Source organism: Lysinibacillus xylanilyticus (genome assembly GCF_001708185.1).
Taxonomy (GTDB): Bacteria; Bacillota; Bacilli; order Bacillales_A; family Planococcaceae; genus Lysinibacillus; species Lysinibacillus xylanilyticus_A.
In genome coordinates this window covers 272,629-287,858 of record NZ_MDDN01000002.1, presented here as the reverse complement: position 1 = coordinate 287,858, position 15,230 = coordinate 272,629, and the positions used below count along the sequence as shown (strand labels likewise).

The following is a 15,230-nucleotide window of genomic DNA, read 5'->3' as shown; positions in this document are numbered from 1 at the left end:
AATGGAAGATATTCGTCAAAAAGTACAACAGCGAGAGCATTTAATGTATGAGGAAATGCTACAGGCAGCAAAATGGATCTTCCATGATGATACACCAAAGGAAGAAATCGCAAGCTTTTTAACGGCAATATCAGTGAAAGGTGAGACTGCACATGAAGTAGCGGCATTAGCAACTATTATGCGTTCGTTTGCACTAGATGTACCAGCAAAAGCGGGCGTATATATGGATAATTGCGGTACTGGTGGCGATGGGCTCAATACATTTAATATTAGCACTGCTTCCGCCTTTGTACTAGCCGGGGCTGGTGTCAAAATGGCGAAGCACGGAAATCGTAAAATTTCTTCAGCATCGGGAAGCGCGGATGTTTTAGAAGCACTTGGGATTCATACGAATATTGCCATTGAACAAACTGTTGATCTGTTAGAGAAAGAAGGGATTGCTTTTTTATATGCTCCAAATGTGCATCCGAAATTAAAGAGAATTGGAGAGGTTCGTCGAGCACTAGGCAAGCCAACTATCTTTAATCTCGTCGGTCCACTTACAAATCCAGTGCCTTTATCAACACAATTTACGGGCATTAATCGTCCTAATTTTGTCATGGAATATGCCTCCGTCTTACAAATGCTTGGGCGGAAACGTGCAATGGTCGTTTCAGGGCCTCAAGGTTTAGATGAGGCGTCATTAGCAGGTCAAAATACGTTTGTCTTAGTAGATAAGGGAGACTTAATTCCATTTTCATTAACCGCAGAGGATGCAGGTCTTAGTTATGCACCGTTAGAGGCTATTCGAGGAGGCAATGCAGATGAAAATGCTGCTATTATGCGTAAATTATTAGCCGGAGAACAAAGTGCTTACTTTGATACAGTTTTGTTGAATGTTGGTATAGGGCTGTTCAGCTATGGTGTTGCTGAAACTGTTAAAGAGGGTGTAGAAATGGCGAAGGATAGTATTTTTAGCGGGCGTGCACGCCGAAAATTAGAGGCAGTCGTTGCTTATAGTGAGAACATTAAAGAAGTGGAGGTCCAACAATGAATATTTTAAATAAAATTCTCAAACAAAAAAAAATCGAAGTTAGTGCTTTACTTGAACAGCCCGATCCATTAGCAAATTTTATAGAAAAACCGCGTCCATTACTATTTGAGCTATTGCGAAAAGCTGAAACATTGCAGGTTATTTCAGAAATGAAACGTGCTTCACCTTCAAAGGGGCTAATTGCAGAAGGAGCAGATCCAGTTGCACAAGCAAAAATTTATGCACAAGCAGGGGCAGCGGCAATTTCTATTTTAACAGATAAAAAGTTTTTTAAAGGCTCCTTTGATGATTTGGAAGCAGTTGCGAATGCAGTTCAAACGCCACTTCTTTGTAAGGATTTTATAATTGATCGTGTGCAAATTCGATTTGCTAAGGCATCAGGTGCATCTATTATTTTATTAATTGTAGCTGCGTTAACAGATGAGGCATTACGTGACTTGTATAGCTATGCAAAAAGCTTGGATTTAGAGGTGTTAGTTGAAGTGCATGACCTTGAGGAGCTTGAACGTGCTATTGCAGTAGGAGCTAAGCTAATTGGCGTCAATAACCGAGATTTACGCACTTTTGAGGTGAGCTTAGAACGGACTCGTGAAATTGCTGAGGCTTTCCCGTTCAAAGAGGAGCGGGTATTAATCAGTGAAAGCGGTATTTGGACACAAGAAGATGCGAAAGCAGTGGCATCTATGGGAGCTAGTGGTGTACTTGTCGGTGAAGCATTAATGCGTAGTGGTGATGTTGGAGCTGCTTTACAAAGTTTACAGGTAAATAAGGTGGGAGCAACTGTATGACAAAGGTAAAGATTTGTGGACTGCAGGAACAACACCATGTGCAAGCAGCTATAAAGGCAGGAGCGGATGCAATTGGTTTTGTCTTTGCTCCTAGTAAGCGTCAAGTGACAATTGAACAAGCTCAGCAATTAGCAAAACATGTGCCAGCAGGGATTTTAAAAATCGGTGTTTTTGTCAATCCAAGCGCACAAGAATTAAGAACTGCAGTGGAGAGCGTCCCTTTAGATTACGTGCAATATCACGGGGAGGAAACACCAGATTTTATTCATGAACAAGGCTATCCAGCAATCAAAGCATTGTCCGTACGTTGTGCTGAAGATGTTCAGGTAGCTGCTAATTATGATGTGGACTATTACTTATTCGATGCTCCAGGGACGGATTTTAAAGGAGGTAGTGGTCATACGTTTGATTGGAACCTTCTTGAATTGGTAGGGATTCCGCAAGATAAGTTAATGTTAGCTGGTGGTTTAAAGGTTGAGAATATTGAAGAGGCAGTGTCACTTGTGTCGCCATATATGGTAGATGTTTCGAGTGGTGTGGAGACAGACGGTGTAAAAGATTTAACAAAAATTAATGCATTTATTCACGCAGTCAAGAAGGGAAGAGCATAATGGGGAATTCAATTGCAAATAGTGTTCCTTCGAAGGAAGGTCGTTACGGAAAATTTGGTGGACAATATGTTCCAGAAACATTAATGACAGCTTTGTTAGGACTAGAGACAGCTTATGATGAGGCAATGAAAGATCCATTATTCACAGATGAGCTTACCTATTATTTACAACAATACGTTGGTCGTGAAACACCATTGTACTACGCTGAAAATTTAACAAAAGAGCTTGACGGAGCAAAGATTTATTTAAAGCGTGAAGATTTAAATCACACTGGAGCCCATAAGATAAATAATGCGATTGGTCAAGCGCTTCTTGCAAAACGAATGGGTAAAAAGAAAATTGTGGCTGAAACAGGTGCAGGGCAACACGGGGTAGCAACGGCTACTGCTTGTGCATTACTAAATCTTGAATGTGTCGTCTTTATGGGGGCCGAGGATATAGAGCGCCAGCAGTTAAATGTGTTTCGCATGGAATTGCTTGGAACAAAAGTGGAGTCTGTAGAAACAGGATCAAAAACATTGAAGGATGCAGTCAATGCAGCTCTTCGCTACTGGGTAACAAATGTTGAGGACACTCATTATATTTTGGGATCAGCGTTAGGTCCCCATCCGTTCCCAAAAATCGTAAGGGATTTCCAGCGTGTAATTGGTGAAGAAACTAGAAAGCAAATTTTAGAAAAGGAAGGACGTTTACCAGATGCAGTCGTAGCCTGTATAGGTGGTGGCAGTAATGCAATCGGTATGTTTCATCCTTTTGTCGACGATGAGACTGTGGCGCTATATGGAGTAGAGGCTGCGGGAAGTGGCATTGAGACAGGGAAGCATGCAGCGGCAATTGCTGGTGGACAGCTAGGAGTTTTACACGGTGCATACATGTATTTATTACAAGATGAAAATGGCTTTGTGCAGGAGGCACATTCTATTTCAGCAGGACTAGATTATCCGGGGAAGGGTCCTGAGCATTGTTATTTACATGATATTGGGCGTGCTAAATTTCAGTCAATTACAGATAGTGAAGCGCTTGAGGGCTTGCAGTTACTAAGTAGAACAGAAGGTATACTACCGGCGCTAGAAAGTTCTCATGCTATTGCCTATACAGCAAAACTCGCAAAAACAATGTCTACAGATGACATCATTGTTGTATGTTTATCAGGCCGAGGAGATAAGGATGTTCATACTGTCCGTAAAGCGTTAGGAGGAGATAGATAATGGCAACATTACAGCAAGCAATCGAACAAACGACAGTCACTGGTAATAAAGCATTTATACCATACATTATGGCAGGTGATGGGGGGCTGGAGACTTTGAAGCCAACGATCCTGCAGCTGCAGCAAATGGATGTAACGGCGATCGAAGTGGGTATTCCATTCACTGATCCTGTTGCGGACGGTCCGACAATAGAGCAGGCAGGAGAACGAGCTTTAGCGGCTGGCGTAACTTTACGTAAAGTTTTCGAAACACTTGCTTCATTTAAAGAAGAAATTCATGTTCCATTAGTTGTTATGACTTATTTTAATCCTGTTTTAGCGTATGGGTTAGAGGCATTTGCTGAAGCCTGTGTAGCGGGGGGCGTCAAAGGGTTAATCGTCCCTGATGTACCACTAGAGGAAAGTACCATTTTACGTGAAACATTAAATCCTTATGGTATCGATATTGTCCAGCTTGTATCGTTAACAAGTCCTCCAGAACGAATTGCACGTATTGCCGCTGCTAGTCAAGGCTTTGTCTATGCTGTGACAGTAAACGGAATTACAGGGGCTCGCACAAACTTTGCTCATGATTTAAAGGGGCATTTTGCACACTTGCGTGAAGTTAGTCATATACCTGTGCTTGCAGGCTTTGGAATATCGACTCCTGAGCAGGTGGTAAGCATGGGGGCGCTTGGTGATGGTGTCATCGTTGGCAGCGCGATTGTAACAGCTTTACATGAAGGTAATTTAACGAAGGTGGAGGCATTAGTGTCCGCTTCAAAAGGTGACCTTGAGAAGTCTACTCTTTAATGGAGTAGGCTTTTTTTGTAAGTCGGTTAGAAAGGTATTGATGACGGATTGGATTTAGAATCGGAAGGGAAAAACTATCAATCTGATGGATAGTGCGGACAAGCTAGATTTTCGGTATAATAGCCTTCGTAAGGAAGTGAAAAGATGATTCTATCGAAAAAAAGATGGCAGGTAGAGCGTCCAGACGCAATGCTTGTACAAACATTACAAAATGACCTACAACTTTCTGCGATTGCAGCGAAAATTTTAGCAGCGCGAGGCTGTGAAACAACTGCTCATGCAGAGAGCTTATTAAATATGACAGAAGCAAGTATTCATGATCCGTTTTTAATGCATGGCATGACAGAAGCTGTGGCACGTATTGAGCAAGCACTTGAAAACGGAGAAAAAATCCTAATTTATGGAGATTACGATGCGGATGGTGTCACAAGCACGACAGTAATGCTCAATGTGCTGCTTGATCTAGGTGCCGATGTGTCGTTTAAAATACCGAATCGATTTATTCACGGCTATGGGCCACATGAAGCGCTATTTCGCGAAGCACATGACGAAGGTGTTCAGCTAATTATTACAGTGGATAATGGTATTTCAGGTATTGAACCGATTCGTGTAGCGAAGGAACTAGGGATGGATGTGATCGTCACAGATCATCATGAGCCGGGTGATGAGCTACCATCAGCAGATATAATTTTACATCCGCGTATACCGGAAGGACATTATCCATTTGGCGAGCTTGCAGGTGTGGGTGTAGCGTTTAAGTTAGCGCACGCTCTATACGGGGAACTTCCAACACACTTAATTGAATTTGTTGCTGTTGGAACAGTAGCGGATTTAGTGCCATTAGTTGATGAAAACCGCTACCTTGTAAAACGAGGAATAGAAGAAATGCGCCGATCACTTAGCCCTTGGATACAGGCAATGTGTGAAGTGGCAAGTGCAGAACAAATTAAAATTAACGAAGAAACTATCGGTTTTTATTTTGGACCGCGTTTAAATGCAGTTGGTCGACTTGGAGAAGCAGCACCGGGTGTAGAGCTATTAATGGCTGAGGATAATGCTAAGGCAATAGCATTAGCAAAACAGTTGAATGCATGTAATAGCGAGCGTAAAGATATTGTAAAGAGTATCACAGATGAGGCGATTGCTCTCATTGAATCTGACAAAAAAATTGGGGAATCACTCGTTTTAGTTGTTGCTGGAGAGGGTTGGAATGCTGGAGTAGTTGGGATTGTTGCATCTCGTCTAGTCGAGTTATATTATCGACCAACAATTGTATTAGCGCTAGATTATGAAAAAGGGACAGCTAAAGGCTCTGCTCGTAGTATTGAAGGATTCCATTTGTATAATGAACTAGCGAAGAATCGCGATATATTACCTCATTTTGGTGGGCATCCTATGGCAGCCGGCATGACCTTATCCCTTGACCATGTGGATGAATTGAGATCCCGTTTAGATACGCAAGCAAGGGCTTGTTTATCAGAAGAGCATTTGACACCTGTACTTAATATTGATATACCACTAAAAATGGATGAAATCTCAGCAGACGCGATTGAAGAGATTTCTACACTTGGTCCATTTGGTACAGATTTTCCGAAGCCTGTTTATGTCCTTGAAGATGTAGAAATCGCCTCCATGCGTAAAATTGGAGCAGCTGAAAATCATATTAAAATGGAACTAACTGATGGCTATGAAAAATTAGATAGTGTCGGTTTTAATAAGGGCCATCTACACGACGAGCTAACATTTGGAATAAAAGTGTCATTCACAGGGGATTTACAAATTAATGAATGGCAGGGACGTAAAAAGGCACAATTTATGATAGAAGATGTTCAAACGACAGAGTGGCAATTATTTGACATTCGTGGTATACGTCAAACATCACGTTGGTTAAATACTGTACCAAAGGAAGAGGCAACGTTTATCGCCTTTCGTCCAGAAACGATTACCTATTATCAGTCACTTATTGGTGTACCGATTCTAGCAGTTGATTCTACGCTTTCAAATGTAAATCAAAGCCAGTATATCGTACTATTAGATTTGCCACAAAATGTTCGAATGTTAGAAAATGTACTACAGAAAACAACACCTTCCCGTATCTATGCACACTTTTACATGCCGGATTCACAGTATTTCAATGGATTACCAACGCGTGAGCAATTCTCTTGGTACTATAAGTTTCTAAAAAATCGACCTGCTTTTCCATTAAATATGCATTTGGATGATTTAGCGAAGCATACAGGTTGGCCATTAGATGCATTAAAATTTATGACACAGGTGTTTTTTGAGCTTGATTTTGTTAGAATGGAGAGTGGACTGACGACTGTCAACGTGAATGCCCCAAAACAAGCACTCACAGAGGCACCGTCTTACAAACAGCGTTCAGAACAGATTGAAATGGAGCAAAAGCTAGTATATGCCCCTTATATAGAATTAAAACAATGGTTTGATGAACGATTACATTAATATACGAAATAGGTTTCGTAGGAGGAGCAATAACATGGATTTAAAGCAATACGTAACAACGGTTGAAAACTGGCCAAAAGAGGGCATCAGTTTTAAAGATATTACAACAATTATGGATAACGGTCCTGCATACAAATATGCAACTGATCAAATCGTAGATTACGCAAAAGAACTAGGTGCTGAAATTGTAGTAGGTCCAGAGGCTCGCGGCTTCATTATCGGATGCCCGGTTGCTTATGCGCTTGAAATTGGTTTTGCACCTGTTCGTAAACCAGGAAAATTACCACGTGAAGTAATAAGTGCTGACTACGGTCTTGAGTATGGTAAAGATACGTTAACAATGCACAAAGATGCGATTAAACCAGGTCAAAAAGTATTAATCTGTGATGACTTACTTGCAACTGGTGGTACAATTGAAGCAACAGTGCGTTTAGTTGAACAATTAGGTGGTCAGGTTGTTGGCTGTGCCTTCCTTATCGAGTTAACAGAGCTAAACGGTCGTGCAAAAATTGGCGACATTAACATAAAAACACTTATTGAATATTAATAACGTTTCTAGTAAAGAAAGCAAAAAGCGTCACATCCTTGTGGCGCTTTTTTTGTGCGTGAATTTGTTAATTGATAAAAACTATTGAGAAAATATAATGAAAATGGAATGCTTATCATTTAGCGATAAAGTCGATTTTGAAGTTATTAAATAAAGAAGATGCTAACATCATAACGTGGAGTTGATTATCGAGTTTTCATGTTGTTATCAGCGATTTCGGCATTTTATCAGCGATTTTCATGTTGTTATCAGCGATTTCGGGCATTTTATCAGCGATCGGCATTTTGGAACATCGAGCCGTTCCACCGATTTTGTTTCCGTTGTCGTTTCGCTTTCGCACAGATGGAATTCGCCGCTAACTAAGCAAGGAACGCCGCTAAAACATAAAAATGCGCCGCTAACTAAGCAAGGAACGCCGCCAAAACATAAAAATGCGCCGCTAACTAAGCAAGGAACGCCGCCAAAACATAAAAATGCGTCGCTAACCAATCAAGGAGCGCCACGAAAACCCGAATTTCCGCCGCTTTGCTTTTGCGCAAAAAACATTTTCAACCTCTCGTTTTTGCCGAAAAGACATATTTTTTTAATAAGACATCAAATTTCATTGAAGTAATAGTTGGAGTTGAAGCCCTTAACATATCGGCTTCAACTTTTTTGTATAAAAAATTTTTGACATCACTCAAACAAAAGTTTATAATATAAACAAATATAATAAAAGGTGATGCTATGAATGAAAGAGAACAGGCAGTCCTTGCATTAATTCGCCAGAATCCGTTTATGTCTCAGCAAGAGATGGCAGATAAGATGAATCTATCTCGTCCAGTCCTTGCTAATTTAGTGTCGAGCTTAACGAAGCAGGGGAAAATTGTCGGTCGTGCGTATATTTTACCTGAAGAAAATGAAATTGTTTGTATCGGTGGAGCCAATCTTGATCGAAAATTTCATGTAAAGGGGAACGTACAGTTCGGTACATCCAATCCTGCTAGCTCTTCATTTAGTGTAGGTGGTGTTGGTCGAAACATTGCTGAAAACTTAGGCAGATTAAATCATCAGGTTACATTACTGACTACTGCCGGCAAAGATGCGGATTGGCAAGTGATCCAAGAAGCTTCGGAGCCATTTATGAATTTACGTTATGTGGAGCAGCTCCCTGATGCTTCGACTGGTTCCTATACTGCGATTATGGATGAGCAGGGCGAGCTAGCATTAGCGGTGGCAAACATGGAAGTATATGAACTACTGTTGCCAAGTTTGCTAAAAAAACATGAGGCCATGTTGATGAATGCAGGCTGCTTTATTATGGATTTAAACTGTCCAAAGGAAACAGTAGCTTACATTCAGCAGGTGTCGATTGCCCGCGAAATTCCGTTTGTCATCGTACCTGTGTCTTCGCCAAAAATGAATCGACTGCCGGATACGTTGCAAGGTGTAACATGGTTTATTTGTAACACAGATGAAGCAGAAACAATTATCGGTCATGCAATTGAAGGCGCTGCACATTATGAAAAAGCTTTACAGCAACTTCTTAAACTAGGTGCTGAGCATGTAATTATTACAGCTGGTAGTAATGGGGTGTATGCAGCTTCTACTACAACGAAGCCAAGTCATTTCTCAGCTAAGGCTATAGAAAAAATCGAAGATGTAACAGGTGCGGGGGATGCCTTTGTCAGTGCCGTGATCCATAGCTGGCTTACTGGGCAAACCTTTGCAACATGTATTGATGCAGGCTTAACGAATGCCAAAAATACGCTTGCATCTCCATATACAGTAAGACCTGAGCTATCAGTTGATTTGTTAAAAAGTGAAATGGAGGAATAACAACATGAAAGAATTCATCGTATTATCAGAAGAAGTAAAAGCAGGACAAGCACAAGGTTTACCAATCGTAGCATTAGAATCAACAATTATTTCTCACGGAATGCCATATCCACAAAATGTACAAACAGCACGTGAAGTGGAACAAATTATTCGTGATAATGGTGCTGTACCAGCAACTATTGCATTAATCGACGGTAAAATTAAAATTGGTTTATCAGATGAAGAGCTTGAAATGTTCGGTAATGCACAAGGTGTAGCTAAAACATCTCGTCGTGACCTAGGGTATTTATTAGCAACAAAAAAATTAGGTGCGACAACTGTAGCGGCAACAATGATTTGTGCAGAGCTAGCTGGCATTGAAATTTTCGTAACAGGCGGTATCGGTGGTGTACACCGTGGTGCTGAAACAACAATGGATATTTCAGCAGACTTAGAAGAATTAGCACAAACAAATGTAGCTGTAATTTGTGCGGGTGCTAAGTCAATTTTAGATATTGGTTTAACTTTAGAATATCTTGAAACAAAAGGTGTACCAGTCGTTGGATATGGTACAGATGAGCTACCAGCATTCTATACACGTCAAAGCGGTTTTGATGTTAACTTCAAGATTGATACACCAGAGGAAGTGGCAGAAATGCTACGTGCAAAATGGCAATTAGGCTTAAAAGGTGGAGCTGTGATTGCTAATCCAATTCCTGAGGCTGAAGCACTTGAGCACTCATTCATTACAGAAATCATTGAAAAAGCTCTAGTTGAAGCGGAAGAAAACGGTATTCAAGGTAAAAACGTGACACCATTCTTACTTGGAAAAGTGAAAGAACTAACAGAAGGTAAAAGCCTTGATGCCAATATTGCATTAGTGAAAAATAATGCAGTAGTTGGTGCGAAAATTGCTGTAGCGTATAATAAATTAGGCTAATCAATTAATATAAGAAGAGAGACTCTTTGCGAAATAATAAATTCGCAAAGGGTCTTTTTATTCATTTTGGATAATGTTTTTTCCATTTTTTTCATTGTTCACGAGATTAACTAAACAAAATGACACAGTTACTTTACAATAGCCCATAATATTTTATACAATTGAATTTATATCTAATCTGAAAAATTTGACGAGCAAGGTGGACATGTTATGGCGAAAGAGCAAATTTTGACTCCTGAGGACGTTTTTGAGTTAGTCAAATCCTACATGAATGATGAAAATGTCGCATTCGTGAAAAAAGCATATGAATTAGCAAGGGATGCCCATATAGAGCAATTCCGAAGCTCAGGTGAACCGTATATTATTCACCCGGTGCAAGTAGCTGGTATTTTAGCTGAATTACAAATGGATCCTGAAACAGTTGCGGCTGGTTTTTTACATGATGTTGTCGAGGATACGGATTTTACGCGCGACGATTTAGTTCGTGAATTCGGCGAAGAGGTAGCAATACTTGTAGACGGTGTAACAAAGCTTGGGAAAATTAAATATTTATCGAAAGAAGCGCAACAAGCAGAAAATCATCGAAAAATGTTTGTAGCTATGGCGCAGGATATTCGTGTCATTTTGATTAAACTGGCAGACCGTCTACATAATATGCGCACGTTAAAACATTTGCCAGCAGAAAAACAACGCCGTATTTCTAAAGAGACGCTTGAAATTTTTGCACCACTTGCGCACCGTTTAGGGATTTCGACTGTTAAATGGGAGCTTGAGGATACAGCACTTCGTTATTTAAATCCACAACAATATTATCGCATTGTCAGTCTTATGAAGAAAAAACGTGATGAGCGTGAAGCATATCTCGACAATGTTATGACTGAGATGAAATCACAGCTTACAGATGTTGAAATTGAAGCCGATATATATGGTCGTCCGAAACATATTTACAGTATATATCGTAAAATGGTGTTACAAAAAAAACAATTCAACGAAATTTATGATTTATTAGCCATTCGTGTACTTGTCGATAGTATTAAAGATTGCTATGCCGTACTTGGGATTGTGCATACATTATGGAAGCCAATGCCTGGACGCTTTAAAGATTATATTGCAATGCCAAAACAAAACCTATATCAATCACTGCATACAACAGTCATTGGTCCTTATGGTGACCCATTAGAAGTTCAAATTCGTACGAAGGAAATGCATAAAATTGCCGAGTACGGGATTGCTGCGCATTGGGCGTATAAGGAAGGTAAAAAAGTTGATAATGAAAAACAAAATGTCGACCAAAAATTAACGTGGTTCCGAGAAATTTTAGAATTCCAAAACGAATCTTCTAATGCTGAAGAATTTATGGAATCGTTAAAATTTGATTTGTTTTCTGATATGGTTTATGTATTTACTCCAGAAGGAGATGTCATTGAATTACCAGCAGGCTCTGTACCTATCGACTTCGCATACCGTGTGCACTCAGAAGTTGGGAATCGTACAATTGGCGCGAAAATCAATGGTAAAATGGTACCACTTGATACACCGTTGAAAACGGGAGATATTATTGAAATTTTAACTTCTAAGCAATCATTTGGTCCGAGTCGAGATTGGCTAAAAATAGCCCAATCCTCACAGGCGAAAAATAAAATAAAGCAGTTTTTCAAACGTCATCTTCGAGAGGAAAATATCATCAAAGGAAAAGAGATGATAGAAAAGGAAATCCGTGCACAAGGTTTTGACATAAAAGAAACAATGTCAGCGGAAAATTTAAAGCGCGTTTGTGAAAAATTTAACTATACAAATGAAGAAGATTTATATGCCGCTGTTGGTGTGAATGGTATTACAGCACAGCAAGTTGTTAATCGTTTAGCGGAAAAACGACGCAAAGAGCGTGAACAGGAAGAGGCGCTCGAGAAAATTGAGCAAAAAATGAAAAACCCTATTCCACAAAAACGTACGGAATCGGGTGTTATCGTAAAAGATATCGACAATATGCTTATTCGACTTTCGCGTTGCTGTACGCCAGTTCCAGGAGATGATATTGTAGGTTTCATTACGAAAGGTAGAGGTGTTTCAGTGCACCGTGCAGACTGCCCTAATATTCAAGTTGATGATGAGCAGGAGCGCTTGATAGAAGTTGAATGGGAACGCGGACTTACGCCTGAGAAAAAAGAATACCCTGTTGATATTGAAGTTTCAGCCTTCGATAGACCAGGCATTTTAAATGAAATTATGCAAATTGTAAGCGAAACGAAAACGAATATTTTAGCAGTGAGTGGTCGTGTTGATCGAGATAAAATGGCAACGATCCATTTAACGATTTCGATTTCAAATATTTCGCATTTGCATAAAGTAGTGGAACGTATTAAACAAACACCTGATATATATTCAGTGCAACGTGTGATTAACTAATTAATTGCGTTGCTGAATATATATATCGTGAGGTAGTCGTAACTTTGTAATGTGCCGGAAATGAATCTTCTGGCGCATGCAATGACAGAATTGAGGTTTTAAAAAATGAAAGTAGTTTTACAACGTAGTAAAGCAGCCTCTGTTACTGTTGACGGGAAAGTAACAGGAGCTATTGATAGTGGCTATGTTCTTCTTGTTGGTATTACACATGAGGATACGCAAAAGGATGTTGAATATTTAGCAAAAAAAGTAGCTAATCTCCGCCTTTGGGAAGATGCTGACAAGAAAATGAATCATTCCATTTTAGAGCATGGAGGGGCTATTCTATCCGTCTCACAATTTACATTGTATGGAGATGCAAAAAAGGGGAATCGTCCAAGTTTTACAAGTGCAGCAAGACCAGAAATTGCGGAACCGTTATGGGAGGCTTTTAATAATGCCTTACGTGAAGCTGGTTTACGAGTGGAGACTGGTATATTTGGTGCGATGATGGATGTTGCACTAACAAATGATGGTCCGATTACAATACTTCTTGATTCAAAATAGTGGTACATTTCCTATCATTCCTGCATACACTATTAAGTATGGTTAGTTTTTGTAGGAAGGAAGTGTCTTATATATGACGCAGGTGGGAAGCATATCGAATCCATATTTATACGAAACTCTTAATATGATGATTGGTCAGGCAATTGTAGTGCAAACGGAGAAAAATATTCAGCAAGGTAAATTAGTCTCTGTATTACCTGACCATATTGTTGTAGAGGTTAGCCGTGCACCTTTCTTCATTCGTACGGACGAAATTGAATGGGTTACATTGGCAAGAAGTAAAAAATAAGCGGAATCTGCACCTACTTATTCATGTCATGTGAATAGGAGGTGCTTTTTTGTTTCAGCGTGTAAAAAAAGAAATTTTGTTAGAGAATATATAACTAGGGGAAATAAAGAAATTGCGAAGGGTTTAATACAAAAATGTAAATAATAAAAGTATGTTGATTAGGGAAAATAGGTTTATTATTGAGCGGTAAAAGAATTTTTTGGTTGCTACTTTGCAAATATATTCTCATTTCTAAATGATAGTAGCATAGGGCTACTCGAGTGCTCTTGTCGCTTCGCTTTCATCGCAGAGCAATATATTAAATGGATAAAAACGGTTAATCAACACGCTTGATAATAAACTAAATTATTTGAACATTGGGCCATTCATATGTAACATACATAGAAAGACCTATTATGTAGTTAAAATATAAGCGAGGGGAAAAAATGCAAACAGTAGCTATTATCGGTTCTTTGTTTTTTTGGAATAATATTAAAGTGAATTTTATAGAGTTTCCACAAGTACAATTTATCCATTTTCCTTACACTGCTCCTAAGCAAAGTATGGATTTAATAGATGAGGCAGCATCGCAATCAGACATTCTTTTATTTGCTGGGTCGATTCCGTATTATTATTGTTTCGAAATAATACAAGCACGGCAAATTCAAGCAACGTATTTGCCTTTTGATGAATTAATGTTGTCGCTGTCATTACTGTCTATTACACACAATCAAAATATCGAACTATCTAAAGTTTCAATTGATTTACCAAAAGAAGATAGCTTTTATCAAGTTATGAAGGAAGCGGGAATTCAGTGTGCCTCCATTCATTTAAAAGATTATTCATGGGTGTACGAACAACAGCGAAAAATAGATGACTTCCAAATAGATGAGTATATTAGCTTTCACAAGGATTTATATGAGGCAGGAAAAACAAGGCTAGCACTTACTAGTTTACATGCTGTTTTTGTTGCTTTAAAACAATTGGGGATTCCTTCAAGCTACATGGTTGAAAGTAAACATACATTTGTTACAACGTTATCGAAAGCAATTGATGCTTATAAATATTCATTATTGTCCGCATCACAAATAACTGTAGTATCCATTCGTAGTAGAGAAAATAATATTGTAAACAACCATTTATTTTTAGAAAATATAGAGGAGATTTGTAAAACTTTCAATGCAAGGGTTTCACAATCACAAAGCGAGCCATATATAATTTATGCTACACGTGGAGTGATGAATAAAACAAATATTGCCCATTTCAACTCCTTATTACAACAATTAGAAAAGCGATTTGAAACATTTTTTAATATTGGAATAGGAATTGGCTATTCGTTACAAGAGGCTGAGATGCATTCTTCACAAGCTTTGTTTTTCACGGATAAATATAATTTTCAAAAATCAACTTTATGCCTTATAGATGAAGAAAGTCGTTTACACGGTCCAATATTTGAAAACGACAAAAATATACCACTATTTAATAATGATAAGCAGATTTTAGAGATTGCCGAAGAAATAAAAATGAGTGCAAAAAATTTAAAACTCATCAAGCAGTTTATTGTAATACACAATAACCGAGCTTTTTCAGCAGCTGAATTAGCTGATTATATGGACCTTTCTCGTAGATCTGCAGAACGAATCATTAATCGATTAATAGATCATCATTTTTTAATACTTTCAGGTGAGGAGCAACCTTACAATCAGGGGAGACCTAGAAAGGTATATAAGGCAACAACTCAATTTAATATCTAAATTAATAGAAAATTAACACTTTACAATAAATTTGAAGTGTTGTATATTTAATTTCAATTAGCGACATATAGCGACAAT

At 38.9% G+C, this 15,230-nt stretch carries 14 protein-coding genes; all 14 read left to right on the top strand.

The window, feature by feature from the left end:
* Position 1: 1 nt before the first annotated feature.
* Positions 2–1,033 (top strand): anthranilate phosphoribosyltransferase, encoded by a 1,032-nt coding sequence (gene trpD, locus BFJ97_RS06055; RefSeq protein ID WP_068983745.1) that lies wholly within the window; start codon positions 2–4, stop codon positions 1,031–1,033.
* The gene (gene trpC, locus BFJ97_RS06050) at positions 1,030–1,821 is read left to right on the top strand and encodes an indole-3-glycerol phosphate synthase TrpC (protein ID WP_068983744.1); all 792 of its coding nucleotides are present in this window, start codon (positions 1,030–1,032) and stop codon (positions 1,819–1,821) included. Before trpD ends, trpC begins: the two co-directional genes overlap by 4 nt.
* Entirely contained in the window at positions 1,818–2,432 is a 615-nt protein-coding gene (locus BFJ97_RS06045; protein ID WP_068983743.1) for a phosphoribosylanthranilate isomerase, read from the top strand. Before trpC ends, BFJ97_RS06045 begins: the two co-directional genes overlap by 4 nt.
* Positions 2,432–3,640 carry a tryptophan synthase subunit beta gene (gene trpB, locus BFJ97_RS06040; protein ID WP_068983742.1) on the top strand — a complete coding sequence of 403 codons (1,209 nt, stop codon included), beginning with the start codon at positions 2,432–2,434 and terminating at the stop codon, positions 3,638–3,640. Before BFJ97_RS06045 ends, trpB begins: the two co-directional genes overlap by 1 nt.
* The gene (gene trpA / locus BFJ97_RS06035) at positions 3,640–4,431 is read left to right on the top strand and encodes a tryptophan synthase subunit alpha (RefSeq protein WP_068983741.1); all 792 of its coding nucleotides are present in this window, start codon (positions 3,640–3,642) and stop codon (positions 4,429–4,431) included. Before trpB ends, trpA begins: the two co-directional genes overlap by 1 nt.
* 144 nt (positions 4,432–4,575) lie before the next feature.
* Complete coding sequence (gene recJ, locus BFJ97_RS06030) at positions 4,576–6,894, top strand: single-stranded-DNA-specific exonuclease RecJ (protein WP_068983740.1); 2,319 nt, start codon at positions 4,576–4,578, stop codon at positions 6,892–6,894.
* Between the two features lie 34 nt (positions 6,895–6,928).
* Complete coding sequence (locus tag BFJ97_RS06025) at positions 6,929–7,441, top strand: adenine phosphoribosyltransferase (protein ID WP_068983739.1); 513 nt, start codon at positions 6,929–6,931, stop codon at positions 7,439–7,441.
* Positions 7,442–7,616: 175 nt separating this feature from the next.
* On the top strand, positions 7,617–8,054 hold the full coding sequence (locus tag BFJ97_RS24000; protein WP_139114383.1) for a hypothetical protein: 438 nt from the start codon (positions 7,617–7,619) through the stop codon (positions 8,052–8,054).
* Between the two features lie 113 nt (positions 8,055–8,167).
* The gene (locus BFJ97_RS06020) at positions 8,168–9,259 is read left to right on the top strand and encodes a carbohydrate kinase (protein ID WP_068983738.1); all 1,092 of its coding nucleotides are present in this window, start codon (positions 8,168–8,170) and stop codon (positions 9,257–9,259) included.
* A 4-nt stretch (positions 9,260–9,263) separates the two neighbouring features.
* Positions 9,264–10,178, top strand: coding sequence for a pseudouridine-5'-phosphate glycosidase (locus tag BFJ97_RS06015; protein WP_068983737.1), 915 nt, complete (start codon positions 9,264–9,266; stop codon positions 10,176–10,178).
* 210 nt (positions 10,179–10,388) lie between these two features.
* Positions 10,389–12,584, top strand: a complete 2,196-nt coding sequence (locus tag BFJ97_RS06010; protein WP_068983736.1) for a RelA/SpoT family protein — start codon at positions 10,389–10,391, stop codon at positions 12,582–12,584.
* A gap of 105 nt (positions 12,585–12,689) precedes the next feature.
* A complete protein-coding gene (gene dtd, locus BFJ97_RS06005; RefSeq protein ID WP_068983735.1) occupies positions 12,690–13,130 on the top strand; it encodes a D-aminoacyl-tRNA deacylase in 441 nt (146 codons plus the stop codon).
* Between the two features lie 73 nt (positions 13,131–13,203).
* Positions 13,204–13,419 (top strand): DUF2642 domain-containing protein, encoded by a 216-nt coding sequence (locus tag BFJ97_RS06000; protein WP_068983734.1) that lies wholly within the window; start codon positions 13,204–13,206, stop codon positions 13,417–13,419.
* A gap of 425 nt (positions 13,420–13,844) precedes the next feature.
* The gene (locus BFJ97_RS05995) at positions 13,845–15,152 is read left to right on the top strand and encodes a transcriptional regulator (RefSeq protein WP_068983733.1); all 1,308 of its coding nucleotides are present in this window, start codon (positions 13,845–13,847) and stop codon (positions 15,150–15,152) included.
* Positions 15,153–15,230: the final 78 nt, after the last annotated feature.

Bases quoted from the DNA above. Each gene is read 5' to 3' on its own strand.
- trpD (WP_068983745.1), top strand. From the start codon at position 2: ATGGAAGATATTCGTCAAAAAGTACAACAGCGAGAGCATTTAATGTAT.
- trpC (WP_068983744.1), top strand. From the start codon at position 1,030: ATGAATATTTTAAATAAAATTCTCAAACAAAAAAAAATCGAAGTTAGT.
- BFJ97_RS06045 (WP_068983743.1), top strand. From the start codon at position 1,818: ATGACAAAGGTAAAGATTTGTGGACTGCAGGAACAACACCATGTGCAA.
- trpB (WP_068983742.1), top strand. From the start codon at position 2,432: ATGGGGAATTCAATTGCAAATAGTGTTCCTTCGAAGGAAGGTCGTTAC.
- trpA (WP_068983741.1), top strand. From the start codon at position 3,640: ATGGCAACATTACAGCAAGCAATCGAACAAACGACAGTCACTGGTAAT.
- recJ (WP_068983740.1), top strand. From the start codon at position 4,576: ATGATTCTATCGAAAAAAAGATGGCAGGTAGAGCGTCCAGACGCAATG.
- BFJ97_RS06025 (WP_068983739.1), top strand. From the start codon at position 6,929: ATGGATTTAAAGCAATACGTAACAACGGTTGAAAACTGGCCAAAAGAG.
- BFJ97_RS06020 (WP_068983738.1), top strand. From the start codon at position 8,168: ATGAATGAAAGAGAACAGGCAGTCCTTGCATTAATTCGCCAGAATCCG.
- BFJ97_RS06015 (WP_068983737.1), top strand. From the start codon at position 9,264: ATGAAAGAATTCATCGTATTATCAGAAGAAGTAAAAGCAGGACAAGCA.
- BFJ97_RS06010 (WP_068983736.1), top strand. From the start codon at position 10,389: ATGGCGAAAGAGCAAATTTTGACTCCTGAGGACGTTTTTGAGTTAGTC.
- dtd (WP_068983735.1), top strand. From the start codon at position 12,690: ATGAAAGTAGTTTTACAACGTAGTAAAGCAGCCTCTGTTACTGTTGAC.
- BFJ97_RS06000 (WP_068983734.1), top strand. From the start codon at position 13,204: ATGACGCAGGTGGGAAGCATATCGAATCCATATTTATACGAAACTCTT.
- BFJ97_RS05995 (WP_068983733.1), top strand. From the start codon at position 13,845: ATGCAAACAGTAGCTATTATCGGTTCTTTGTTTTTTTGGAATAATATT.